The 25919-nt window shown below is 39.4% G+C and carries 17 protein-coding genes and 4 pseudogenes; 1 reads left to right on the forward strand and 20 read right to left on the reverse strand.

Annotated elements, in window-relative coordinates; translation table 11 throughout:
* Positions 1-1163: 1163 nt before the first annotated feature.
* Positions 1164-2027, forward strand: a complete 864-nt coding sequence (locus HMPREF2837_RS09880; protein WP_049548775.1) for a helix-turn-helix domain-containing protein — start codon at positions 1164-1166, stop codon at positions 2025-2027.
* A 9-nt stretch (positions 2028-2036) separates the two neighbouring features.
* Here HMPREF2837_RS09880 and HMPREF2837_RS09885 read toward each other — a convergent pair whose 3' ends face one another.
* The 20 genes and pseudogenes from HMPREF2837_RS09885 to HMPREF2837_RS09975 form a co-directional block, all read right to left on the reverse strand.
* Positions 2037-3620 carry an ATP-binding cassette domain-containing protein gene (locus HMPREF2837_RS09885; RefSeq protein WP_049548776.1) on the reverse strand — a complete coding sequence of 528 codons (1584 nt, stop codon included), beginning with the start codon at positions 3618-3620 and terminating at the stop codon, positions 2037-2039.
* A 123-nt stretch (positions 3621-3743) separates the two neighbouring features.
* Positions 3744-4037 carry a DUF5966 family protein gene (locus HMPREF2837_RS09890; RefSeq protein ID WP_049548777.1) on the reverse strand — a complete coding sequence of 98 codons (294 nt, stop codon included), beginning with the start codon at positions 4035-4037 and terminating at the stop codon, positions 3744-3746.
* A 13-nt stretch (positions 4038-4050) separates the two neighbouring features.
* Entirely contained in the window at positions 4051-4335 is a 285-nt protein-coding gene (locus HMPREF2837_RS09895) for a DUF5962 family protein (protein ID WP_049548778.1), read from the reverse strand.
* 74 nt (positions 4336-4409) lie between these two features.
* A pseudogene (locus HMPREF2837_RS09900) lies at positions 4410-5369 on the reverse strand (helicase SNF2); the annotation flags it as partial.
* Positions 5362-7218, reverse strand: coding sequence for a recombinase family protein (locus tag HMPREF2837_RS09905; protein ID WP_001820670.1), 1857 nt, complete (start codon positions 7216-7218; stop codon positions 5362-5364). The pseudogene HMPREF2837_RS09900 and the gene HMPREF2837_RS09905, both read right to left, overlap by 8 nt.
* A gap of 54 nt (positions 7219-7272) precedes the next feature.
* A complete protein-coding gene (locus HMPREF2837_RS09910; protein ID WP_001820669.1) occupies positions 7273-7464 on the reverse strand; it encodes a hypothetical protein in 192 nt (63 codons plus the stop codon).
* Between the two features lie 71 nt (positions 7465-7535).
* The gene (locus HMPREF2837_RS09915) at positions 7536-7766 is read right to left on the reverse strand and encodes a YdbC family protein (protein ID WP_001206986.1); all 231 of its coding nucleotides are present in this window, start codon (positions 7764-7766) and stop codon (positions 7536-7538) included.
* A 45-nt stretch (positions 7767-7811) separates the two neighbouring features.
* Positions 7812-8666 carry a ParB/RepB/Spo0J family partition protein gene (locus HMPREF2837_RS09920; RefSeq protein WP_000743700.1) on the reverse strand — a complete coding sequence of 285 codons (855 nt, stop codon included), beginning with the start codon at positions 8664-8666 and terminating at the stop codon, positions 7812-7814.
* Between the two features lie 8 nt (positions 8667-8674).
* Positions 8675-9640 (reverse strand): MobV family relaxase, encoded by a 966-nt coding sequence (gene mobV, locus HMPREF2837_RS09925; RefSeq protein WP_001820668.1) that lies wholly within the window; start codon positions 9638-9640, stop codon positions 8675-8677.
* A gap of 524 nt (positions 9641-10164) precedes the next feature.
* A pseudogene (locus tag HMPREF2837_RS09930) lies at positions 10165-11190 on the reverse strand (AAA family ATPase).
* A gap of 154 nt (positions 11191-11344) precedes the next feature.
* A pseudogene (locus HMPREF2837_RS11910) lies at positions 11345-11819 on the reverse strand (RNA polymerase sigma factor).
* An 83-nt stretch (positions 11820-11902) separates the two neighbouring features.
* Positions 11903-12328, reverse strand: a complete 426-nt coding sequence (locus HMPREF2837_RS09940; RefSeq protein WP_000323895.1) for an RNA polymerase sigma factor — start codon at positions 12326-12328, stop codon at positions 11903-11905.
* Positions 12329-12422: 94 nt separating this feature from the next.
* Positions 12423-12932 carry a sigma-70 family RNA polymerase sigma factor gene (locus HMPREF2837_RS09945; protein ID WP_105116765.1) on the reverse strand — a complete coding sequence of 170 codons (510 nt, stop codon included), beginning with the start codon at positions 12930-12932 and terminating at the stop codon, positions 12423-12425.
* Positions 12933-13422: 490 nt separating this feature from the next.
* Positions 13423-13596 carry a cysteine-rich KTR domain-containing protein gene (locus tag HMPREF2837_RS10955; RefSeq protein ID WP_002779755.1) on the reverse strand — a complete coding sequence of 58 codons (174 nt, stop codon included), beginning with the start codon at positions 13594-13596 and terminating at the stop codon, positions 13423-13425.
* A 51-nt stretch (positions 13597-13647) separates the two neighbouring features.
* Positions 13648-15567: a tetracycline resistance ribosomal protection protein Tet(O) gene (tet(O), locus tag HMPREF2837_RS09950; RefSeq protein WP_000691758.1), complete on the reverse strand. Its 1920-nt coding sequence runs from the start codon at positions 15565-15567 to the stop codon at positions 13648-13650.
* A gap of 366 nt (positions 15568-15933) precedes the next feature.
* Positions 15934-16308, reverse strand: a complete 375-nt coding sequence (locus HMPREF2837_RS09955) for a TnpV protein (protein ID WP_001129922.1) — start codon at positions 16306-16308, stop codon at positions 15934-15936.
* Positions 16309-16315: 7 nt separating this feature from the next.
* Positions 16316-21670 (reverse strand): annotated as a pseudogene (locus HMPREF2837_RS09960) (DEAD/DEAH box helicase family protein); the annotation flags it as partial.
* Positions 21671-21717: 47 nt separating this feature from the next.
* Positions 21718-22128: a thrombospondin type 3 repeat-containing protein gene (locus HMPREF2837_RS09965; protein ID WP_075230915.1), complete on the reverse strand. Its 411-nt coding sequence runs from the start codon at positions 22126-22128 to the stop codon at positions 21718-21720.
* Between the two features lie 150 nt (positions 22129-22278).
* A complete protein-coding gene (locus HMPREF2837_RS09970) occupies positions 22279-22863 on the reverse strand; it encodes a PBECR4 domain-containing protein (protein WP_226962306.1) in 585 nt (194 codons plus the stop codon).
* 237 nt (positions 22864-23100) lie between these two features.
* Positions 23101-25914, reverse strand: a complete 2814-nt coding sequence (locus HMPREF2837_RS09975) for a phage tail tip lysozyme (RefSeq protein WP_075230916.1) — start codon at positions 25912-25914, stop codon at positions 23101-23103.
* Positions 25915-25919: the final 5 nt, after the last annotated feature.

A 25919-nucleotide genomic window follows, 5' to 3' on the forward strand; every position in this document is an offset into this window, starting at 1 on the left:
TCTTAGACCTTCTTTCTATAAAAACTAGGTCAAGAATAACAAAAAAGATTTGTAAGTTTTATCACATCACAACGAAAGGTAATTCCTACATTTCTGGCGCAAAATCGTACAGTACAGAGAAAAAATTAAAACCAGCTGTCCTTGGGGTATAATAGACTTATTGGAAAAAATAAAGTGCCATACTGTACTATGCTATACTATAGTTAAGAAAACTATTTACGAAAAACCATGCAACTAACTCCTGAGAACTTTAATTTATTTATTAGTGTCAAAAAGGATACCTTCCCAACAAAGATATCCTGTCTAGATACAACTTATAAATCCAAACACTGTAAAGGAGGAGGCACAAAAACTTTAAGTCTAGAAAAACAGTTAATTCTGAACTTGCATTATTTATGCTATTAATCAACTCAACATCTTCTAGTTTTTTGATTTTGGTCTTGGACTAGTGATAGTCACTGAACATTAACATTCGTAGAATATACTCTTCATTCCTCAAGTCTATTTGACTTAGAAAACTTAAAATCAACAAGTGTCACTATAGCTATTGATGTCACAGAAAGTCCTATTTCAATGTCCTAAAAGAAACCAAAGTAAGAATTATCCTGGAAAAAGATATACACCATAAAGACACAATCATAATCTATTTAACGACACTTCGTGCCTGTCAATTAGTTTTTTGAGATGGTCATACACATTATTTTACTCTTTTTAAAGAAAGTATAGGTCAAGTTTGTCAGAGCAATTACTTGTTTTTGTTATTTAGATACTATGAATATTCATGAGATATCTTTTTTCCTTTAAAAAGTTCTAAAAAGCATGTATCGACTGTAGAGGATAAGAAGTTTAATAGAGATAGTTGTAATACGTATTAAAATTGAGCGTTTAAATGCTAAGTTTAAAACTTTTCAATTTGTGGAATCATCAACTATGAGTTAAAATAATTTACGAACAGAGGCTTTCCAAAAAACTTGATATCATACGTTTTATTGTGGAAATATTTATTTCATTTTCTCCTAGTATTGAATTTTCACACACTCATTAATTTTATTGATATAATCCAATAATAATGATAATATCAAATAATAATAAAAAGATTTGATAGTATTTTTTCATAATCTGTCACGCTTTCTAATGATTTTTTATGGTAAATGGAGATAAATATGATTATAGGTGAAACTTATAGAAAAATACGAGAAGGAAAAGGTATTTCTATTTCTTCATTAGCAGGTGCAGAAATTTCAAAGTCTCAAATATCTAGATTTGAATTAGGAGAGACAGAAATCTCATTTTTTAAATTATTATATCTACTTGAAAAAATAGGTGTAACACTAGAAGAGTTTTTGCTTTCATGTAATAATTATCAGCCTTCAGACTTCAATACCTTGATACGCTTAGTTCAACAGGCTGCATACAATCAAGAAATCAAATCATTACTTAATATGGTAAGCAAAGAGATGGAACTGTTTAGAGAAACCAAATCTCATTATCATAAGTTAAACGCTATTTTCATTGAAAGTATTATCTATGGAATTGATAATACTCATCAATTGAGTAATCAAGACACCTCTTATCTTACTAATTATTTATTTTCTGTTGAAAACTGGGGATATTACGAAATTCTTATTCTTGGAAATTGTTGTCGAGCAATATTACCAAATTTATTATTTAGATATGCCAAAGAGGCGCTTAAAAAAGGAAAGTTGTATAGTTCTATACCTAGAAATAAACAAGCTCTCGTTCAATTACTTCTTAATTCACTTCTTATTATGATTGAAAACAGCTTATATGAGGAAGCTTTATTTTTAAAACAAGCTACTAAGAATATATTATCTAATTCCACAGATTTTTTTGAACAAACTATTCTTTTGTATTTAGAAGGATTTTTTGAACTTAAATTTCATCGTAATCAAAAATCAATTTTAAAAATAGAAGATGCTTTAAAAATTTTTGAATTATTCAATAAAACAATCTACAAAAATTACAAACAATACTTTGAGAAACACATCATTCATTTAGTAGACTAGGCCATTTATCTATAAGGTAATAACGTGATCAAACTCTTCCAATATTTCTGGATTTTGATCATGAGTAATGACAATAACAATTGCATCTTTAATGGATAGAATGTAGTCCATTATTTCTTTTGCTTTTATTGGATCAAGGTTACTTGTAGGTTCGTCAAATATATAAACTGAATATGTTTTGACTAAAAACCTAGCTAAATCAATTCGTTGCTTTTCTCCTTCTGAAATGATTTTGTTTGATTGAGCTAGGTTTTTACGAAGGAAGTCTTCATTAAAACCTAAGGATTTTCTTAATTTTTCAGTTAAATGAAGGTTTCTAGCCAATTTGATATTCTCTAGAATATTGCCTTCAATTAGAAAGTCATTTTTTTGCACAAACGCAATATCTTTATATAACTCCTCTGAGGGAATATCAATATTCTGTTTTCCGTTGATTTTTATTTCTCCATCATAAAGATTTTTTGGATAATAATTTAGTATTAATTTTACTAAAGTTGTTTTCCCAGTTCCTGAAGCACCGATAATCGCATAGCGCTTGCCTTTTTTAAATTCATAGGAAAAATGATCAAATAATATTCTATTTTCAATTTCATAATATAATTGGCTAATAGAAATAGTCGAAATGTTATCACAATCAATTGTACTTGTTTTATGGAAAGTTCCATGATTTGTCTCATATAGATTTTCTTGGATATTATCAATAATGGACTTGCTACTGCTGATTAAATTTTTATTGTAAAGAATAGATTGTAGTGGAGCAAAAACACCGTTTAATAATTGAATACTTGCTACTAGTAGTCCAATAGTCAGTAAGTTATTTCTTACAAAAAAGATACCAGCGACCATACAGGATAGTTGAGAGCCAAAACTTAGTAAAATTCCAGTAGTTGAAGCTAAGTCTTTTAAGAATTGATATGTCTTTCTGGACTCTTCAAATTCTAAACTGATTCCCTGAATTTTTTCTTGGGTCCAGCTTTGAATATTTAATAACTTAATTTGTTCAAAACCATTAATAAAGTTTGTCATTTTTGACAAATAGTGACTATTTTGTAGGGAATAATTATTAGTTGCTTTAGTCATTAACTTTCCAGGAATTTGAGATAGAAAAATCGTTATACTCGACAATAAAAGAAAGACTAATGCTAATCGCCATTCTATATAGATAATGGCAACCACACTCATGATAAGGGTCCCTAAATTTGCAATTAGAGAGATTCTAGGAATCAATAAATTTTCTTGAATAAGGTCACTATTTTTGGTGATATTATTTAAGAAATCTGAATGGTTACGGTTGTCAATTTGGTTAAATTCACGCGATAAATAATGTAATAAGAGACCCTTTTTTAGATCTATAATAACTTTTTTTACATATTGATTTTTAAGATAGGAATAAGAACAAGAGATAAAGAACCACAGTAAAATTAAACTTACACAAATAGTGATATGAAAGAGTAATCCACTATTTGAATTAGATATACTATCAAGTATTCTTCCTAATTGGAGAGAGAAGAATGTCATTAAAAGAGCACTTGTCAGACTTAATAAAATAATCAAGAAATATAGTAATTTATATTGTTTCATAATCTGGTTCATATCTTACTCCTTAAGTAACTCTGATGAGAATATTATAATCCAAATATGAAAATCAGAAACAAACCTCCCGTATTTGGGACGCACTGAATAGTTTACACTAAATATAAAAAAATTATAAAATAATTATTTTTTAAAATAAATGGAGTTAATGAAGCGCCAACTAAATCCTAGAACCAACATCAGATTGATGAAAAGGTACACAGCCGTAAAACTAGTTAAACCATGTTGTCTGATATCATCAAAATATAAAGTAGGTTCAGTAAAGAACAAATAAATTCCATAAACCTCCACGAAAATAAGAAAACTGACAAAACCAATCAGGAAAAGTCCACTGGCAATAAGAAAGAGTCTCCATAAAAGAATAAGAATTCCTCCAACTGCTAAAAAAATTACTGGGATAAGGAGTAAATCATTCATAACTTTCTCCTTTCTAGTCAATCAATTGACGATAATGGGTGGCAAGAGAGGAATCAAACTCTTCTAATTTTTGAACTAAGTCCAAATACTCCTCTTTTTCATGTTCTTCAAAGTCCACACCTCGATGATTCTGAAGAGCGATTTCCAATTGACTAGTAAGTTCTCGTATAGAAAAGCTGTAATCGCCTGTCACTTCCTCATAATGTTCCTTTAACTCCTTGTAGGATTGGTATTCTTCAGGTGTTTGAAATCCCTGTACCAAAGCCTCTTCTAATTGATAATAGGTATCTTCCATCATAATCGTTACCTCGTTTCTTTCTATCTTTATTCTACCGCGCTTTTCTTTTCTTGTCCGCTATTTATATATATTTTTTAATCTAATTCAAAAGAAAGTTGTTCTTGCTTTTCTTTTCCTTTTTCGTGGAATTGTCGTAAGGCCTGATCAATAATATCTAAATCCGTTTCTGTTTCAATCAATGGCGCGAGTACATCGTATTCGCCCTTTTTAGTTTGATAATCCTCTTCCTTTGGAAAATTTTTCTCAATTTCTACCTTAGCAGTAGTCCATTTATCCTTTAATTCATCCAATAAGTTCTGAGTTTTCACTTGGTCATCTTTAATGTGGTCTATCGTATGTTGGAGTCTTTGAATTGTCCCCAAAGGAGAATACAAGTCTAAACTGACAGAATACTGATTTTCTCCTACAATCTTAACAGAGAAAGTTTCAGGAAGAGGTTGATTTGTTGGAAGACTAAGCATTTTAATGTCAAATCCTCGATAACTAGCTAGGGTACGGAATTCTTTGCTGTCAGCTTGATTATGACGGATAAGACGGTGTAGAGATTCCCCCGCTTCAGCTCGTTGATCAAAAGCTTGCTTACCTATCATCATAGAAAATGCCTGGTCTTTCGACATTTCAGACTGTTGAATATCTCCATCATACTTGATTAATCGTTTCTCAAGAATGGGCATATTTTCTTCACAGTAGGAGATTGTGTGACGATAGTGATCCTTGCTGCGTTGAAAGGCGCGTCTTTGATTTTCTAATAGAGTTAGATCATTCTCTAGTTCCATCTTATATTTGAGATAAGGATTACCTGTTGCTAGTGCCTTAAAATCAGAAGCTGTCATGGTCTGCTCATCAATGTCTTCTGCAGCACGAATCGGCTCCTTAGAAGTCATAATCTGCTTAATATAACGGAGTTTGTTCTCCTGAGTTGCCCATAGATAATTATCAAACGAACCTTTGGTAATGTAGTGGTAAATATCCACTTCCTTGTTTTCATCTCCCTGTCGGATAATCCGTCCATTGCGTTGCTGAATGTCAGTCGGTCATTTTTTGCGGACAGTTCATACATGCTATCCTTTTCTGTTCTCTGCTCCTGCGTTTGCTCTCGTTTGATTTCTCCCTCCGTATCTTCTTGGCACAAGCAGGACAATACCTTGATGCACCAGAGCCCGGGACATATTCAACGCCGCACACCGTACAATTTTTAGCGGGCATTGCTGCCCACCGTTTTGTAGGTATGATATGTAATTCATCGACAAAGCCGATGAATTTATAGTAAATCTTGATTTCCTGCTTCACTGTTCCGTCTGCCATCTTCTCACGCTCCGAAACAAGTATCTTGTCTATGAGTGCGTTTATAACTGTTGCATCCAGTTCTTTTAAGCCTTGATAATTTCGGATAAGGGCGAGGAAGTCACGGATTCCCCGTGATTTCTCGTAGCTTTCATTAAGAGTTTCCGTCACCTCTTTCAGCCTTGCTTCAATTTCAAGCTGCTCTTTCTGGTATTTCCCCGACATCATCTCAAAATTCCGCTCGGTAATACGCTCCATGACCTTATCCTCGTAGAGAGAGGAAAACAGCCTGTCCAGTTCCGCAAGGCGTTTGTTCAGCTTCTTACGTTCTTTCTCTAATGCTTTCGCCCTGCTCTGGTCTGTTTCCGTGAGCCGCTTTTCTATGGCCCTGACCGCCTTTTCATCATTCACTGCCATATCCGCAAAACAGTTGATGTCGGCAAGAACGGCATTGAATAAATCCCTTGCTTCTATATTGTGGGCACTACACTCGCTTCTTCCGTTTCTTGCATAATTATTACATGAATACTGTACACAGTCGATAATCTCTGGGCGTTTCCTCCTGTGTACGTTCATTGCCCGCAGAGCACATCCGCAGTCCACACACTTGATAACGCCTGCAAAAATATTTACAAATCCTCCCTTGTTCTGTGGAAGCCTACGACTTGTAATAAGCTGTTGGACAATATCAAATTCCTCCTGCGTGACTATTCCCTCATGGGTATTGGGTATCACTTCCCATTCTTCGGGCAGCTTAGAGGGGCGTTTCTTGCTTTTCATATTGGCGGCAATCCGTTTGTAGCCTACAAGATTTCCCGCATATATCGGGCTTCTTAAAATGCTCCTCACGCTGTTCCCACTCCAAATATAGCGTTTGTCCTCGTTCCCCTCAAAATGACGTTCAAAGCCTGTTTCGCCACGCTCCGCCGCATAAGCGGCAGGGCGTAGGATATGCTGTTTATTAAGATGTCTGCAAATTTTGGCAACTCCATTCCCTTTTAATGCAAGGTCGAATATCTCTTTTACAACATGTGCCACTTTATCATCTATCAGCAGATGGTTGTGGTCGGCAGGGTCTTTGATATAGCCATAAGGGGCGGTAGTTCCCATGAATTTCCCCTGTTGAAACCTCGCCCGATATGCCGATTTTATCTTAACAGATATGTCAGCGGCATACATTTCGTTTAAAATGTTGCGGAAAGGCGTGATGTCCATAGCAGATTTATTCAAGGTATCTACGCCGTCATTGACCGCTATATACCTCACGTTATGCTCTGGGAAGAAAACTTCCAGATATAACCCACAATCAAGATAGTTTCTCCCCAGACGGGATAAATCTTTCGTAATCACGCAGTTTATCAGACCGCTTTCAATGTCTTTTATCATATTCTGGAAACTTGGTCTTTGGAAATTTGTACCAGAATAACCATCGTCCACATACGTTTTTGCTATGTGCCATCCCTGCTTTTTCACATAATCCGTGAGGATGGATTTCTGTGTCGCAATGCTCGCACTCTCGTTATCCGTACCATCGTCTTTAGATAAGCGGCAATAAATGCCGACTAAATAGATTTTCTTTTCTTCTTTGATTCCTGCCATACTGTAAAACCTCCGTATCTGTCCTATCTGTTTTCATGTCCCATTGCGTACATTCTAAGCGGACAGCCCCTCATTGTCGAAGGTGTCGCCCTCGGCAATCTTCTTCCGAATATCCTCGGAGATAATCGGGACAAACGCTTCTGTAACGGTCTGTGTGCCGACATATTCACGGCTGATTATCATCTGCACTGGTGCTTTTGGCACGATACGCTTTCTCTTTTTATCTGCTTTCTTATCCTCGCCCATACTTAAATCTTCCTTTCCAGACAGGGCAGGGAAGAGTTTGGAAATGTCCCCGCCCTGCCAATCAGATACCATTAATCCTCGCTGTTTAATTCTTTCTGTAATGCTTTAAGGAGTGCCGCCGCTTCATCAGCGTTCAGCGTGATTCCCTTGCCGCACTTTTCACGGTTCGGGGAAAAGCTGCGGATGTCATACTTCGGCTCTTTCCCATTCCATGAAATGAGATTGATTTCCTTTGTGTAGCCACTGTCGCCCGTAGACAATACTGCGATTTCCTTTACGATTTCATACTGGATTTCTCTCATTCTCCATACCTCAACTCTCTGTATTTACTTCCCGAAAAAAGAAGATTAGCGGCTGTCACGGTTGCGTTTCCTCTGCAACTCACGCTCCAAAAGTTTGATGATGGTTTCCTCCATCTGCTTCGGCGTTGTGTTCTTCGGAAAGTATTTTTTCAGCTTGCTTGTGTTGATTTTCAAGGTTTCTTTCTGGTTGCCCTTTTCCTCCGTCATAATCGCAAATATCGTATCCATGTCAAGCCGCCCGCTCTGGCTTAACTGTTTCATCCGCTGTGCCTGTGAGAGTGAGGGCGTTGCTTCTTCGCTCTCCATCGTGGCAAAGAGGTTTTCCTGCTCGTCTTTCTTCAAGAAGGACAGTTCCACCGCAGGCGTGAGGGCGATTTTCCCCTCGTCCACCATCTGCAAAATCGGCGGTATCAGTTCCGTCAGGCGGATAAAACGCTGCACGGTCATCCTGCCCACGCCGAAGCCCTGTGCCACCTTGTCGTCCGTCCGCAACTTCGTCACAACTTGTGACGAGGTTAAGTCTGTGCGGAAACCCTGCCGCTTCATGGCTTCGGATTTCATCTTGTAAGCAAACGCCCGCTCCGATGGCAGGATATTCTCACGCTGCAAATTGCTGTCTACAAGGGTGATGATGGCTCGGTCACGGTCTAAGGGCAGGACAAACGCAGGCACGGTATTTATCCCTGCAAGTTCAGAAGCACGGACACGCCGCTGTCCTGCAATCACTTCATAACCGTCCCCGTCCTCTTTCGGGCGTGTGATTATCGGCGTGACAATGCCAAATTCCTTGATGCTTTCCGCTAACTCTGACAGTGTTTCATCTTCTGCCACATGAAACGGATTGTCGGGGAACGGGTACAAGTCTTTGGTCTTTAACACCTTAAAATCCTGTTTCTTCATTCACATATCTACCTTTCTTTCGCTCTGCTTCTATGATTTTTCTGCAATTCTTCCAACACTTCGGGCGGTATTTTTGACAGCAGCCGCCCCATCTGCTCGTTGGTTCTCTGCAATTCAAATATCTTCTGATTCGCTTTCTGCACCTTTAGTTCCTGCTCGTACTTTTCATCACGCATACGCCCCGCATAGTCTGATTCCTGCCCAATTCTCTCTTTCAAACTGTCGATATACGCCTGCTGTTTCCCGATTTCCTTAGAGAATTTCTCCACGTCTGGCAGCCATGCAGAGAGTAAATCTAACGCTTTATCCCTTTTCTTCCCTGCGTTAAAGGCGTTGATGTCGGATAGGGCAGACACGATTTCTTCATACTGTTTATCAAGCCTGCCGCCTAATTTATAGAGCCATGTGGGGACGTGTTTCCGCTTGGTTTCCATTGAGGACTGCCCCCGTTCAAGCTGATTCCACCGTGAGGACATCCGCTCATGGTAGGCGGTCTGCCACTCGGATAATGATTTCTGGTTGCCTAAGATAGCTTTCGCTGACAGCTTATTGTCTGGCGTAATCGGCACAAAGCAGAGGTGCATATGGGGCGTTCTCTCGTCCATATGGACGACAGCGGAGAGGATATTCTGCTTTCCAACACGCTCCGAAATGAAGTCAAGAGCCGTCTGGAAATACGCTTTTTGTTCTTCGGGCGGTAACTGGTTCATAAATTCTGGTGAAGCTGTGATGAGCGTTTCCACCATCATCACGCTGTCTTTCCTTGTCCTGCACCCCGCTTCGGCTACCATGCGGTTAATCTCTTTCTTGTAGGTGTACTTTGGTGGTGCTATGAGATGGTAATTGTTTTTAGAGCGTTCCATATCTATATCTGGGTTGCTTTTGTAGGCTTCTTTCTTCCGCTCGTTGTGGCGTTCACAAGCCGCAACGCCGCCCGCTTTTCGTTTCTGGAAACGCAGGATTGCATAAGGCATAGGCGGATTCCTCCTTTCTTTCGGCGGGTGACCGTCCTTTGGGGTGACAGCGGTGACGGTGGTGACAGCAGTTTTGGGATACCCCCTGCCGACTGCCGCAACTGTCACCCTCACCCCCTGCATGACGGTCATGTCGATGATGACGGTGTTTTTGGGATACCCCCCTCGCAAGAGCCGTCACCGTCATGCCGCCATTCTTTTATCCGAAGCCGTAAGGCGTAGGATAGCAGGGCACAGCCCTGCCTTAAGGGAGTCCAGAGGGAACGTCTGGCACACGACTTTGCAGGGCAAAGTGTAGTGTGTTACACCCTGTAAACGCAGTCGGAAAAATCGGAATGATTTTTCTGACCGCAGGGGTGGTTTTACACGACCGAAAAGGGCGAGTAAATCTCACGCCTGCATTTTGCGTTTACGGGGTGTTCTCCCGTAGGGATGACAGCGGCAGGGTATCCTAAAATCACTGTCACCACCGTCACTGCTGTCACCCGCAGGGCAGAGCCGCCAGCTTTACATGGCTTTAAGCGTCAATGACAGTAACAGGGGGGTATCCTAATATCGCTGTCACCACCATCACCGCTGTCACCCGCCCTCCTTGCAAGGGCAATCCGCCTGCCGTCTTTCCTGCGGCTGTACTGGTAGCAGATACGGTTCTCGCTTAAAAATGTGGTGCGTTATTCATTCAGCCATTTCGTAATCACCGTGGGTATGGTTTCCGTTTCCCCCATAGCGGCTAACAGTTCCGTTGCCGTGCCTATCCATTCTTCCTTATCCCTCATAAAATCCACCAACCGAAAAAGGACATCTGGTATCGTTTCTTTCGCAAGCTGCTCCTGCGTTTTCCGCTCCACAAGCTCCCAACGGCAATCACGGAAACGCAGCGTGTATTCCTGATAAGGCGTGTCCCTGCCCGTCACATACAGCTTGGCGGTGTCAGACGCACGTTTCTCCTTTTCCAGAACAAAGGTAGCGTCCGCACTCCCCGTTAATCCTGTCGTCCCAGACACCTTGTTGAACACGTCGCTGTCATTCTGCTTTCGGATGTGGTGTACGACAATGACCGCCAGAGAGTGCCTGTCGGCAAAGTCTTTGATGAGGGAGATGTCCCCATAGTCGCTTGCATAGGCATTGTCTTTTGAAGCTGTACGGACTTTCTGCAAGGTATCAATGACAATGAGCCTGCTGTCTGGGTAATCTTTCAGATAATCTTCAAGCTGCACGATAAGACCGTCTGACAGCTTGCAGCTTGCCACGGCAAAGTGGAGCCGCCCGCTTGCTTCGTCCGTCAAACGAAATAACCTGTCCTGTATGCGGCAGAACGTGTCCTCAAGGCAGAGGTAAAGCACATCGCCCTCCATTGTCGGCATATCCCATAAAGGGATTCCCTGCGACACGCATAAGCATAGCTTCAGCATGAGCCAGCTTTTGCCTATCTTCTGTGAGCCGCAGAACAGCGATAAGCCTGTCGGGATAAGGCTGTCCACCACAAAGGATGGTTTCTCAAGCGGTTCATAAAGGAGCGTTTCGGCGTTGACTGTCTGTAACTTCTGCATGGCTTTCCTCCTTTCGGGCGGTGTCTTTGTTTTCGTTGCACATAGGCGTTGACCTCCTTAAAAATAGATTTACTCCCACGGAAAAAAGTGAGAGTATGTAATGCCGCCAATCCCACACAAATAAAAAACAGATTTCTTTTTCGGGCGGTGTCGGTCACGGTTGGAGATATTTCTTCAATTTCCGCCTTTACTTTCTCCTTTGCAATCGCAACAGATTTCTGTATTGCCGAAGCGGTGCAATGCTCCATAGCGGCGATTTGGTAAAAATTGAACTCATACTCGTAGTAGAGCAGGAAACGCCGCCTTTGTATCTCTGGAAGGCTCCCAACCGCCTTATAGAGCGTTTCATTCCGTTCTTCCTCAACCATGCGTTCATCAAGGCTCTTAGGCACACGCAACGCCCGTCTGTAAAGGGTTTCGTCCCATACCTCGTTAAACTCCCTGTGCCGCTCGTCCCATTAGAAAAGATTCCTGTTCCTGCGCTCCATCTGCCGAAACTCCATAAAGAACTGTTCCGACACTTCCAACTCGTGGGATTTGCCCTGCCCGTCCTTAAAGCTGATAAAATACCTTGTGCCGCTTTCCGTGGATTCCTCCCGAAGCGTGTATGCCTTAACCCTGTATGCCATCCTGTTGTCCTCCTGCAAAAAATGAGTGAGGGGATTTCCATCCCTCACCCAGTAGCCCGCAGGATGGCAGGCTGTTTTAGAAGCTATAAAATTTTCCGCAGCTTCTTCCGCAGATGGTCTAACCTCGCATAGATGGCACCAGTCGTCAAATGCACAAGCGGGGCAATCTCCTTTGTGGAATACCCCTGCATTTTCAGCAGGACGATTTTCAAGGTACGCCCGTCCACCGTGACTAATACTTGATAGAGATTTTCGCTCTCAATCTCTTCCAGTAACTCCGCAACCGTACCCACTTCCGCCTGCCGCTCCCTGCCTGCCATGTCCTCAAGATATTCCGCAACGTCATTCGTCCATCGGTAAAACCGCCTGTTGGAATTGAAGTCTGCCCTGTCCGCCATGCGTATCTGCTCAATGGTCGCTTCATCAACGCCGCACTCACGCAGCAGCTTTTCCTCCGCTTCTTTCCAGATACGCCATTTCCTGTCCTCCCGTCCGTGGTTGTATGCCATTCTTACTTCCTCCAATCAGAATTGATTGAGAGGGCAGAGAAAAGCCCCCTCATCTTCCCAAAGGAAAAAACAAGGGGGCTGAACGCCTTAAATTTTAATTTTCTATTATCTTTCTTAGTTTTATTAGGATTCTGGCTTTGCGTTTGTTTACAACGCTCTGGGTTATGCCCAACCTCGCCCCGACTTCACGCTCGGAAAGTCCGTCAAAAAAGATTGCCTGTATCAGCTCCTGTTCACTATCCGACAGCAAAGGCAGGGCGGCTTTCAGCCTGTCCACCATGACCGCATTGACAACGGTTTCTGCAATGTCCACCGCTTCATCAGTGATAAAGTCCAGAGGATTCCCCTCGCTGTCCGTAAATCCGTCGAGAGATAGCAGTCTATTCTTTGTATCTAATTTTTGCAGATAACGCCACCGTTCCTTGTCACGGTAGAAGTCTGTGTATTGCTCCCTCACGACTTCAAGCAGACAGCCTTGAATGGGGATAAACAGCTTGTCCATATAGGTCTGGTCGGATTCCCTGCAACGGCAGAACTCCGTGTAGGATAATTCCACATAGCCGCCACTTTCTCTGATATATACCTTTCTTGGTGCATATTTCACCATAAATACCTCCCATCTGAATTTTTGAAATGTAAAAAATCCAGATGGAGAGGCGGAGAACGACACCGCATATCAGAAACAGCCCTACGGCACTTTCCAACAAAAATCGACAAAAGAAAAACCGCAAAGGCTCTGTGACCTTTACGGTTATAGGAAATAGTAATTCTATTGTATGGAGATTGTACTTCTACTTTCAAGGTGAGAAGTACCGTTGCACTGGCAGAAATTTTTTTAACTGGTTTCCTGCCGTTCTCTGATATGCTATGTATTGATAAATTTTGCTTCGTATGAGCAGATAGATAACTGCCCGAAAAAAGGACATAAAAAAATCCCTCCAAATTTAAAAACAAATTCAGAGGGTAATTTAGGGTATAACAAAATAACCCACCCGAATATCGTTTTTTTTATTTGGTGAGTTTGTTCTTTCAAATACGAAACAAAAAGAGCCGATGATTCGTGAATTGTTCCACAATTTCATCGGCTCTGCGTCTTAAGCGTCTGGCTCTTTGATGACAGTTATCTTCAAGTTGTCAACTTTAATCAATCTTTCTTGTCTGCATTTTGGACAATAAAGGGGATAATTCTCCAAAACAGTGTCCTTCCTAATTTTATTACGGGTTTTGCTCCCACAAACAGGACACAATATCCATTCGCATTTCATCATAATTAGTCTCTAATCCTTTCAAATCTCATTTTATATGACTTTTGCAAGCTGTTAAGCTAACTTGTGGAACATATGCCGAACCTTATCTATACGGCTATTCGGGCGGCGGGGTTGGCAAATAAATTTACCAATAGCTGGCTGGTATCCTTTTAACTCTGTCAAGCAGACTCCCTGCCCATTTGTGAAATAAGTTAAATCGTTCCTGTATTCTTGAATACATCTAGCAGGGATTTCTCCTTTCAGAATGACCTCGTCATTCTTTATCTGAGTACTTACAATATCTGCACAATACCTTGGAGCATCATGATACGCCCGTGAGAGATATTCCTGCGGTGCATAAATTTCAAAGTGGAGATATGGCTCTAATAGTTCTGTCCCTGCTTTTTTTAAAGCCTGCTCCAATACGATAGGGGAAAGCAGCCGAAAGTCTGCGGGGGTACTTACAGGACTATAATACAATCCATATTCAAAACAGATTTTACAGTCTGTCACTTTCCATCCATACAGCCCCTGCTCGCAGCCATAAAGAACCCCCTCCATAACCGCATTTTGGAACGATTGATTTAAATATCCAAGTGAAACTCTGCTTTCATACTGCACTCCGCTTCCAATAGGGAGCGGCTCTATGGACAACCCGACAGAAGCCCAGAAAGGATTTGGCGGGACTTCTATGTGGATGGTATATTCTGCTTTTCTAAGCGGTCTTTCCATATATATAACAGTAGGCTCTTTTATTTCTGCCTCCACATGATATTTTTCCTCAAGGATGGCACAAATGACTTCCATCTGCACATTCCCCAAAAAAGAAAGTATAATCTCATGCGTTGTAGTATCCACATAATATTTTAAAAGAGGGTCGCCATCTGAAATTTCTGTAAGTGCCCCAAGCAATATTTCCCGCTGTTCAGATTTCTTTACTGCAATCGTTGTTTGGAGCATAGGGAGAGGATTTTCAATAAATTTTCTCTGCGGCAACAGTATTTCGTTCCCCAAAATACTGTTTAGCTGCAAAACATCATTTGGTAAAATTACAATATCACCAGAGCAGGCTGTATCGGATGAATATAATTCACCGTTTGTCGGAACACACATCTCTGTGATTTTTATTTTCTCTTTTTCAGATATTCTAATAACATCCCTCAAATGCAATGTTCCGCTATATATACGCACATAAACAAAACGCCGCCTTTTCTCTGAATATTCAATCTTAAAAACCTGCCCGCATAGTTCAGATTGACCTTCAGGCGTTGATGAATAAAATTTACTGGCAATTACTTCTATAAGCTGCCGAATCCCCAGATTGTTTTTAGCGCTTCCGTGATAAACGGGAAATAACGTTCCGTTTTGGAATCTCCTGTTTTCTTCCTGTTCCAGTTCTGACATTTTAAACGGTTTCCCTGACATATATTTCTCTAATAGTTCATCGTTTCCCATAATTACCGCATCCCACTGTTCCATATCGTCATTGTCCGTTACATTTATATGGGGATGCTGCCCAACCTTTTGCTTCACTATAATTTCCGAAGAAAGCTTTGCTTTCATTTCCCGATATACCATTGGCAAATCAATCCCCTCTTGGTCAATTTTATTGATGAAAAAAATTGTCGGAATCTTCATTATCTGTAGTGCATGAAACAGTATACGGGTCTGTGCCTGTATGCCATCCTTTGCAGAAACTAATAATACTGCTCCGTCTAATACGGATAAAGAACGGTATACTTCCGCCAAAAAATCCATATGGCCTGGCGTATCTATAATGTTGACTTTTACATCCTCCCACTGAAAAGATGTCACTGCTGTCTGGATAGTGATTCCCCTTTGACGCTCCAAATTCATTGTATCTGTCCTTGTTGTGCCTTCATCTACGCTCCCTAGTTCTGCAATTGCACCACTGGTATACAATAAACTTTCCGTTAATGTTGTCTTTCCTGCGTCAACGTGAGCCAGAATGCCTAAGTTAATTATTTTCATGTGATTTTCCTCCTATCAACACCCAAAAAAGGGCATAAAAATACCCAGTGATAAATACTCCTATCACTGGGTAAATAACTCCAATAGCCCCAAAACACTTATATGTTTTCGGGCATATAAAATTACATGATAAAAGTATTCTTAAACTGGGTACAAAAAACTAAGCCCCATATTAAAAGTGAAACGGGACTGCTACTTTTTGTTCCCACTATCAAATTGACAGTTTATTTAAGAATACCTTGCCGCATATTTATTAACTCCTTGTATAATACTGAATCTAATTATATTCCTTAACCCTTTATTTGTCAAGCTGACAAACTAAAGCAGAAAAAGCGGCAGGATTTCCCCCTGCCACTAATCATCTGTTTATGCAAAAATAATTTCCTTTTCCACAATCTCCCTCGCACAAGCCCTTATGTTATTGAGGCATCCTGTCCATTCTAAGGCGTTTTCTGCCTTTAGCTGTTCCGTTATGCCCTGTGCCTGTTTCATACCCTCTATGAGCCTTTCAAAGCGTTCCTGTGCCTGTCTGTTGATGTCGGCAAGGTAGGCGTTTAGCCTGCCGCTTGTAAGAAGATTGGTGTATGTAACTTTACGGTACTGTTTTAGATAATCTAAATGCCGTTGCCCCCAGATGCCTATTGCCTGTTCTTCTTCGGCAGGTACAGTTAAGCACGGTATCAAATAATCCCCTTGCCTTTCGTATTTGCCGCCCAGTTCCTCAAATAATGATTTTGCCATTGTCTGTTACCTCCACATTCTTTTTTATTTTGAATGTCCGCAAAATCCGTCCTACATCACTTGGTCTCCACGGTACATCCAGATGATGAACTGCTTTCATCTTGCTCTGAACATTTAAACCTGTTCCTCCTTTTTCAGTTGAGGCAAGAAGAATCCGCACCTCTCCTGCATTGACCTTTCGAGACAAGCTATTCTTCTTTTCATCACTATTGGCATCATGTACAAAGGCAATTTCCTTACTAGGGACTCCTCTATCAACTAATAAAGCCTTAATCTCAGAATAAACATCAAAGCCATTGTCCTTTTTCTTAGGTGTTCCAATATCTGAAAAAATCATCTGAGTAGCCTTATTTTCCATTCCTTCTCGATAAATTCTCTCAACATTATCTACTACCTGAAGCAGTTTATGATTGTCTGCTAGACTATAACTAGAGTCCAATAAACGCATATCAATAGCTAATTTTCGTGCCTCACCCGTAATTTTTAACATGTTATCCTGGCTTGGATCAACTGTTCCACATTTAACCGCATCTGATCTCATAACTAATTCTTCTAAATAGAGTTTCTGGTTTTTAGTTAACTCACTCTCAATAGGGATAATACGAGCTTCTGGAACAGGTAAATCTAACATATCTTGTGTTTGAATGTCGGCTGTTTCTTTATAGATTTTCATCAACTCAGGTAGATTGACAAATTTTTTAAATCGTTTCTTAGGTTGGTACTTATCCCCTGTAGGAGCTAATTCCATAGAGTTTTGAATTTCTCCAAAAGCACCTACCCAAGAGTCAAAATAATCAACTTGATAGCGTTTTAAGATATCTGGTTGAATATAGTTCATCATAGTATACAACTCACTAATAGAATTGGAAACAGGTGTTCCTGTCGCAAAGACAATATTTTTAAAATCATGTTCTTCCTGAATCTGTCGAACCTTCATTTCCATATCCACGTTCTTCTTAGAGGTTGTATTGGTAATCCCTGCTACATTTCCAAGTCCAGTAATTGGACGAATATTTTTAAAGTGATGTGCTTCATCCACAAAGAGAAAATCAATTCCTAAGTTCTCAAAATCAATAAAACTATCACGATTAAAGCGTTGGAGTTCTTCCAATTGTTTCTCTAGACCACTTATTGATTGCTCTGCTTCTTTAACGGTATACTTATTTTCAGAATGTGTTTTAATCTCTCGTAGTTCATTGAGTTTATCCTCTATATAGTTCATCTGTCTTTCCTTACTGACAGGGATTTTTTCAAATTGAGAATCCCCAATGACAATGGCATCGTAATCTCCTGTAATAATACGAGAAACAAATTGTTTTCTTCTCGCCTTCACAAAATCTTTCTTAGTGGTCACAAAGACTTTTTTAGTAGGGAAAAATTTCATGATTTCTTGGCCAAACTGAGCAGACAAACTAGAGGGCACCACATACAAGGGCTTATGAACCATCCCCAACTCCTTTAATTTAAACCCAGCACCAAGCATGGTCAAGGTCTTTCCTGAACCTACCTCATGAGCTAATAAGGCTCTTTTTTCTTCTATAATTCTTTGAATGGCATTCTCTTGGTGAGGACGAAGACTGATGTTTTGTGCCAAGCCATCAATGACTAGATGGCTACCATCATACTCTCGACTAACCGTCCGATTATAAAGACGATTGTAACTTTCTTCAATGACTTGTTGGACTTCTGGATACTGTGAGACAAATTCTTGAAAGAGCTCTTGTAAATGCTGCTCTTTTGCTCTTAGAACAGAGGTTTTTTCCAAATCTGTGATGGTCTTTTTCTTTTCTCCTTCCGTAACAGTCATGGTAATCGTCGGTTGGTTCGAATTAAGTAAATTCTCAAAAATCTTTCTTCCTGTATCATAACGTGACCCACTAACTCCAAGACTACTATCTTTGGCACTTGGATAGCGATAAGCAAATGATGTCCTTAAATGAACCTGGCCATCGACAGGATTCACTTCAATGACTTGTTCAACATCTGGCGAAGACAATTCAAATTCACGATTGGTAAAACATTCAAAGGCAAATTTACCATAAACGGATTGAGGAATCCAACGTGACCCTATTTTAAACTCAATATCTGCCAGATGAATCCTTGGAGGGCGAACAGATTCTAACAAATCTAAAGCATGGTTCCAATCATATTCTTGGTTGTTTTCCTCCACTAATAGTTGAACTACTTCTATCTTGTTGAGAATATCTCCTGATAAAAACTGGTTCTTAGAAAGGTATTTTCTTTCCCCTCTTAAATAGCTTTCTGGATCCATTAAAATCTGGTCACCTAACTCATCTAAAATAGCAGCTTGGCTATGTTCGGGATAAATTGATACCATATAGTCTAAATCAACCCCTCTACCATCCGATAAACTAGAGTTTAAGGCATCTAAAGCCGTTGATACTCTTGTAATCACTCTCTCCGGCCTAACCAATGCTTTCTCAAAGGCTAAAGATTTTTTATATTTTACTTTCTGATCTTTAGAATCAATGTATTCATCTTCTAAACTTGCTAATAAAGAATACTTATCGTCACTATCAAATAAGTTCCGATTGACTGAGGCATTCAAGTATCCAAATTGACTTACAAAGCGATTATAGTCACGATTGAGTTTACTAAGTAATACCTGAAAATCTGTCCGACTATAATCTGGATGACGTTGAATTTCAATTAAGGATTGATAGGTCTCTCTCAAATCAACCATGCCCTTAATGCGACTAATATCCTTATCCGATAAGGGACTTTCATAAAAGATAGTTTTTTTGAACAGTCCCTTATATTTCCCCCTTTTACTCGCTTCTTCTGACTTGTAAACATCTAGTGCTTCCTCATCAGTCAAATGAAGTTGCACGAATCGGTCTATTTTATGTTCAGACAAAGAACTGTCCCAAGCTTTAAAATCTCCCTTCTCATCTACATAATAACTAATTTCGTCAACTTTTGAACTTTTCCGAATGCCATGCGTATCTCGGTAATAAATTTGATTTCCCTCATATCCAAAAGAATAGAGCGTTAAGTCCTCACGTATACGACTTGGGATAGAATTATCCACTTCTTCTTGGATAAAAACAGGTGCTTTCAAAGAATTGTCAATTTGTTTAGGAGCTTCTACATTCTCTAATGCTTTCATTATGTCAGTAGCTAATGTTTCTGATTCCCCCTTAACATTGAGGGTTCCTCCATTAAAATTACGTACCTCATATTCACCCAAAACTTGTGTGTTGTATTTCCCATCAAAATAAGGATTAATCCAGACACGCTTATCCTCCTCAAAGAGAATAGAACCACTAAAAACAAGTTCCTCCTCATTAAGATTCTTTGCTTGATCCTTTTGAAAGAAGAGGAGGTCTGTGGTTACACGAGTACCTGCAATCTTTTTAAAAGCCGTATCCGGCAAACGAACTCCCCCTAAAAAATGAGTGTTGGTTTTAATCTCTTGTAAGACATTATCTGTCCGCTTATCCATTGTCCCGATAGATGAGATAATCGACACTTGTCCTCCGTCTCTTACTAAATCAAGTGAGTGTTTGACAAAGTAGTCGTGAATCATGTAAGGTTTATCATAGTTTTTATCGGCAATGCGAAAATTTCCAAAAGGAACATTCGTTAAGATTAAATCAAAACTATTATTTTGATAGGGCACTTCTTCAAATCCTCGCACTTCAATATGGGTATTGGGGTGGAGTTGTTTTGCGATTGCGCCTGTCACACTGTCTAATTCAACCCCATAGAGTTCTGATTTATCTCGTATACTTCTAGGCATAGCCGCAAAGAAGTTCCCAGTTCCCATAGAAGGATCTAATATCCTCCCTCCCTCAAAACCATCATCCAGTAATTTTTGCCAAATCTGGCGAATAATCATTGGGTCTGTATAATAGGCTGTGAGAGAACTTTGTTTCATAGTTGAGTATTCTGATTTACTTACTAAGCTCTTAAGAGTTAAACGTTCTGTTTCATACTTTGGATTGAGTTCATCGAAAAATTCATTGGCAAGACCACCCCAGCCGACATACTTGGCTAGTAGCTCTTGTTCTTCTGGATTCGCTTGTCGTCCCTCTTTTTCTAATCTTTTAACAAGTTCAATTGCGGCGATATTCGTTTCAATCTTTTCTCGATTTGTCTTAGGATAAAAGTCCTCTAAATCATCTGGAAAAACAAAATCTTGAACGGGGACATCCATCTCTTCTATACCTGAAATTAAAGGTTTTGTTTCCTTTTCCTTTTCATTATCCTCTTCCATATAGGAAAACAAATCTATTTCCTGATTTTCACTTGATGAATCAATCTCAATCTCTGAATCTTCTTTTTCAAGTTCTACATGAGACAATACTTGTTCAATCTCTTCTAAACTGTTCAAGTATAAGATAGGATTTTCTTCAAATAACTGGTTGGAATCATTGAATAGCTCTAGGCGAACTAAGTCATTTAACTGTGCATTTTCAATCGAAACCAACTGAAAGGCTTGTCCTTTATAACTTACTTGTGAACCGATTGGATATTCCCTCAAAGCTTCTTCTACAATTTTATCTACTTTAGATAGGGAATGAACTTCCACATTTTCTTCTACCTGGTCAATATTATCTAAAGGTAAGACCGCTTCCGCTACTTGCTTAGACTTTTCGCTTCTAGCCTTTACATCATCAAAATGAGTAATAATCTTCAGTTTTTGTGTCAGTGGAAGTTGTTGGTAGTTTTCTTCATGATGGACAAGATCCGTAACAGTATCTAAAGTAGCCATCAATTCTGAACCCAAATAGGCTAGAACATCTCCTTCTTTTTCTTCAAAATGAATCTCAAGAACCTCTTTTTTTAGTTCTTTGGAATCAACCATTAGAAGAACCTCTTTTTTTAGTTCTTTGGAATCAACCATTAGAAGAAACTCCTCTATATCTCTACTAATGCGGTCAGATAGATTATTCGCAACCCGATAGACATTGACTAAATTGACATCCTGATTCTGATGAAATACAAGCTCACTTAATGGTGTTAGCTTCTCTTTTTCAGATTGAATGTGAAATCGAGTGGAAAGGTTATAGGTTGCGACTTCTAGAACCAAGTTTTTCTCCCAATTGCTTAATTGAGATAATTTATCTAGACCTGCTTGTCCAAAATTTCTTGTGTAACTTTCTAAATCTTGGTCATTATTTTCAGAACTAGCCTCTAGGAAAGAAACAATATCTTGATGAAACGAATATACATGAGGTATCTCTTCTATCTTGCCCTCTTCAGCCAAAAAACTCTCTACCAAGTCCTGCCATTTCTCATCAAAATGTTGCGCTTGATAACGAAGAAATAAGTCCATTTTCTCTCTATCTTTTGGAATTGTTCCACGAAACATAGCCAATAATTGCATTACTTCCATTATTGCTCCTTTCATCTATACGAAAATAGGAGAATCACATGATTCCCCTACAACTCTATCTCCATTTCAACCTCTTGAGGACTGGTTTCTAAATCACTAGACAAAAGAGAAACGGCATCTGTTCTCATGTAGTAAGTATATAAGTCTTCAAGGTCTTGTTCGTTTTCAATCCCTGTTTCAATACTAATCAGAGCCTGTATAAATTCCTTGTAGTGACTCTCCATCATATCCGAAATCTTTTGTTTCATTTCCATAAATACTGAAGATGGTTCAGTTATACTTGTTTGGTCTATGTCTTGAAAATCCTTTTCTAAGGGATTGGTTCCTTCTTCTACTTCCACTAAATCTGAACGACCATCACCATCAGAATCTGCGCTAAGAGGATTGGTTCCTAGCGCCAATTCTTGAGCATCAGTTAGTCCATCTTGATCCGAATCACGTTGATAAATGGCTTCCATATACTTCCTTCTTTCCTAGTTAATCTTTTTTCACTCCAATCCTACCAAATATTCCTTGAAAGAAGTATCACAACAAAAAAGAGAACGAGCCAAAACCTCGTTCTCCTTAAAATGATAAAAATATATTTTATGCCACAAAAGATATGTAAACTAATCTTTTAAATAATAAAAAAGTTCCGATGTTTGTAAATGTTTTGAGTAAATGGAAATTACTTTTTCACCTTTTGGAAATACTGTCTTTCTCTTCAAATCTAATAAAGATTGAGGAACAATTTTCCTAGAGGTCTCTTTCAATGTTAATGCTAGTATCTGTTTTCTTGTACGTAGAGCATAATCAAACTCCAAATGCAAATAACGTCCTGAACCAGTTAGATGAACATGCTTTCCCAATAACTCCTCAATGGATCCTAAAACTTGTAACTTTTGCATCGTGGTTCCATCTTTTTTTATTTTCAACTCATCAATTATGACATGTTTATTTAAACAATCGTCAAAGAAACTGCCTGCACCTTTTTGGTAATCAACACCACATAGGTGCATGAAATTAGTAGGTGAAAAATGAAGCTCAACACTTTCAATTTCCGTTTCATAATACATGATTTTGCCAACAAAGTGTTTTTTAAAAAAAGAAGCCGCAATTTGTAACTGTGTAAAAAAACGCTGAAGTTTTATTTTTTCGGTGTAATTAGGATTACGATAAACTTCAAAATTTTCCATATTTTCCATAATTTCCATATTTTCCTCACAAAAAAGGTGGTTTACAGAGTCTGTAAGCCACCTAGTCAGTCGGTTTATTCTGGTGTCTGCCACCGCTTGGCCCTTACGTCCAAGATTGCTATCGGATTTCGTTCTGGTGTCCGCCACCGCTTGGCCCTTATGTCCAAGATTACTATCAGATTGACCATGAGCCGACCACTCATCTACACTATTTATTTTACCTGAAAATATCTAAAATTTCAAGTGTAAACTCTTCTATTTCGTAGTATAGGCAAAACTAATGGCACTATCTGCTTGAGAGATTTTTCTAAAGGTATAGTTAGGGTTGCCACCATAGTTAGTTTCAGACACAAGGAAAGACCCATCATCATAGACCTTCTCGACAAAAGCCACATGACCGTAGATAGCTGGTGTGCCATGTGTACCTCCTACAAAAGAAACAATAGCACCTGCTCTTGGTGTAGAGCCCGTTTCCCCACCAAGACTTGAAGCTGTCGCAACCCAGTCCTGACCATTTCCCATGGTATTAATGATTGAAATCTTCTCTCCATTACTTCCTTTTAATTTTAAGCCTAATTGATTCATACGAGCCGCAACACCCCATGTACATTGTCCATAGGCATAGGCCATACCATCTCCACCACCAGGAACAGAATGATCATACAAGTCCCCACGAACCCCTTCAAGGGATTGCGGGTCACTTTTTGCCTGTCCTCCATTTGTTTGGCTGAAGCCTTTTTCAATTTGGTAATACCATTCCGTTGCTCTGGTTTGTCTTTCCAGTAGTTTATCACCAGAATTTCCCTCCCAATAGGTCAGAAAGAGTTGAGCGAGATTAGCTGCACTGCCCGTATTTCCAAAGAAATCCTTTAACCAACTTTGATAGTAAGGACTATCCCCATGAAGCATAAAATCAAGTTGGAGGTCTAAATCATACCATTTCTTATTTTGGGTGCGTGCATAATTTAACAAGGCTGTATGACGTGTTGATCCATCTGCGGTATCTGTCCATTGCCCTAAACCTAGACCTCTATGAAGAATATTAGGATAAGCACCACTATAAATGGCTGGCCCTCCAATTGCTAACCAGCTTTCATCATCCCATGAGGAATCGGTAGCGCCAACTGGAGGAGATAAATAATCTCCCTCAGCTCGTTTAGGATTGATAGAAGATTCTACCGACCAATTTCCTAAAATAGCCGCAATGGCTTGGGGACTTGCCCCTTGAGATTTCAAAAACTCATAAATATGTTTCGCTCGTTCAAACTCATCCCCACCAAACTGACCAATGGCAGGTAAGATAGTGGTCTGAAGTTGAATGACTTTTGGAAAATAAAATTGCGGATTGACATACACCAATTTTTCTTTCTTGTTCTTATACTTTTGATAGGAAACTTTCAAACCTGTATCGTCTGGTGTTTCACCAATAATATCACCTGTTAGGACTCTTGTACCCTCAATCGCACGGCCATTATGGATAGAATACAAGGTCAATCGACTCTCATTCTCTCCTTTTCCGTTAGTGAGAATTATATTGTCACCCTCTAGTGATACGACCCCATCCATTGGTGCGACAATCGTTTGGTGAGCCTTTGCTTCTAGTAGAATGTACTCCTGAAGAGTAGGTTTTCCGTCTAAATCATAGTATCCATAACGATAAGTCATGGTTAGACTATCTTCGTTGCTTTTCCCCTCAAATGGATTGTCCAATTCCTGCATGGAAGCATACACACCCTCTTCTTTTAGTTCCTTTATTTCCTCTTGATCGTCTTTCGATAGTTTATACTTAGGAGTTTCATAGAGATCTTGCATGGATTTTAAATCTTCTCCATCGTTTAAATCATGCCACAAAGTAGACAGATAATCCTTGTAAGTTTCGGAACTAAATAAGTGAACTGGTTTGTGTAACTCATAGTCATGGAATTTAAAGTTCATATACCCCATCACATCATCAACTTTTGTGTAATAGGTAATTCCTTTGTCATTTGTACGAGTATGTTCTGCGTCTTCCCAAGTTAGGTGGGTATAAGCTTTTGTTAATTCAAATTCATCTTGTTGAATCAAACTAGCAGATGAAAATCCCAAAAAGAAGCTCATCATAAGTAAGAGAAGAAAGACTAATCCTCCAACTATCCATGTTGCAGGATTTCCAGCCGCAAATGTAAAGAAGGAAAAGGCTGCTTTTAGTTTTTGATAGATATTTCGGACACTTGTAAGACCTTGTTTCTTTAATTTTCGAAACCGATTTTTAAAGGAGCTTGGATTCTCTTTCGCTAGTTTCCATCCTTTTCCATCCTTAAAATGATGGTATCGCTCTTTTGTATTGGTCAGTCTTTTCTTGGTAAAACGACCTGTTACTTGTCCTGTTTTGACACTAGCTTTTCCAAGATTATAAGAAAGCCGACTGTAGCGTTTTCCTTTTCTGATAGTCTCTTGAAGCGTGCGATAACCTTCTAAATCTTCATTTTCTGAAGCTAACTCTCCACCTTCACGTCCAAGGACATAAAGAAAAGTTTTGGCTTTCCTACTGACTTTTTTGGACTTATAGGCTTGTTTAGTAGATTTTAGATTCTCTTTTGCGGCCTTGACTTCTTTCTTAGCTTTTAATTCTTCTAGATTCTTCCCGTGAAAGAAAAAATTAGATTTTTGTTTCGATTCCTGACCGTAGAGAAATTTTTGATTGGTTTTTCTTTCTTTACGACTCTCTTTTCTTTCTTCTTTTGCTTCTACCTTGGCTGCTCTAAATTGCTTCTTGGCTATTTTCAATCGTTTCCTAGCATGAGGTAATCGTCTGTCTCTTAATTCTTTCCGATTCAAAAGAGATGGAGGACTATTTTGAAGGATGTGATTGTAATCTTCATTTGCTTGTTTTACTCTCTCCTTTGAAGCTTCTCTCATCTCCTCTAGCTTTTGCTTTATCTCTTTTTTCCATGCTTTTTCATCCAGTACAGAGGAATCTTTTTTCTGTTTCCACACCTCCTTCTTTCCTTTTTTCAAGAATTTTTTCTCATCTTTTAGGCTTCTTCTAAATGCCTTTCGGGCACGTATGATTTCTCTTTTATCCTTCATTTACC

Source organism: Streptococcus sp. HMSC071D03 (assembly GCF_001812125.1).
GTDB classification, from domain to species: Bacteria; Bacillota; Bacilli; order Lactobacillales; family Streptococcaceae; genus Streptococcus; species Streptococcus pseudopneumoniae_N.

Bases quoted from the DNA above. Each gene is read 5' to 3' on its own strand.
- HMPREF2837_RS09880 (WP_049548775.1), top strand. From the start codon at position 1,164: ATGATTATAGGTGAAACTTATAGAAAAATACGAGAAGGAAAAGGTATT.
- HMPREF2837_RS09885 (WP_049548776.1), bottom strand. From the start codon at position 3,620: ATGAACCAGATTATGAAACAATATAAATTACTATATTTCTTGATTATT.
- HMPREF2837_RS09890 (WP_049548777.1), bottom strand. From the start codon at position 4,037: ATGAATGATTTACTCCTTATCCCAGTAATTTTTTTAGCAGTTGGAGGA.
- HMPREF2837_RS09895 (WP_049548778.1), bottom strand. From the start codon at position 4,335: ATGATGGAAGATACCTATTATCAATTAGAAGAGGCTTTGGTACAGGGA.
- HMPREF2837_RS09905 (WP_001820670.1), bottom strand. From the start codon at position 7,218: ATGGCAGGAATCAAAGAAGAAAAGAAAATCTATTTAGTCGGCATTTAT.
- HMPREF2837_RS09910 (WP_001820669.1), bottom strand. From the start codon at position 7,464: ATGGGCGAGGATAAGAAAGCAGATAAAAAGAGAAAGCGTATCGTGCCA.
- HMPREF2837_RS09915 (WP_001206986.1), bottom strand. From the start codon at position 7,766: ATGAGAGAAATCCAGTATGAAATCGTAAAGGAAATCGCAGTATTGTCT.
- HMPREF2837_RS09920 (WP_000743700.1), bottom strand. From the start codon at position 8,666: ATGAAGAAACAGGATTTTAAGGTGTTAAAGACCAAAGACTTGTACCCG.
- mobV (WP_001820668.1), bottom strand. From the start codon at position 9,640: ATGCCTTATGCAATCCTGCGTTTCCAGAAACGAAAAGCGGGCGGCGTT.
- HMPREF2837_RS09940 (WP_000323895.1), bottom strand. From the start codon at position 12,328: ATGGCATACAACCACGGACGGGAGGACAGGAAATGGCGTATCTGGAAA.
- HMPREF2837_RS10955 (WP_002779755.1), bottom strand. From the start codon at position 13,596: ATGATGAAATGCGAATGGATATTGTGTCCTGTTTGTGGGAGCAAAACC.
- HMPREF2837_RS09955 (WP_001129922.1), bottom strand. From the start codon at position 16,308: ATGGCAAAATCATTATTTGAGGAACTGGGCGGCAAATACGAAAGGCAA.
- HMPREF2837_RS09965 (WP_075230915.1), bottom strand. From the start codon at position 22,128: ATGGAAGCCATTTATCAACGTGATTCGGATCAAGATGGACTAACTGAT.
- HMPREF2837_RS09970 (WP_226962306.1), bottom strand. From the start codon at position 22,863: ATGGAAATTATGGAAAATATGGAAAATTTTGAAGTTTATCGTAATCCT.
- HMPREF2837_RS09975 (WP_075230916.1), bottom strand. From the start codon at position 25,914: ATGAAGGATAAAAGAGAAATCATACGTGCCCGAAAGGCATTTAGAAGA.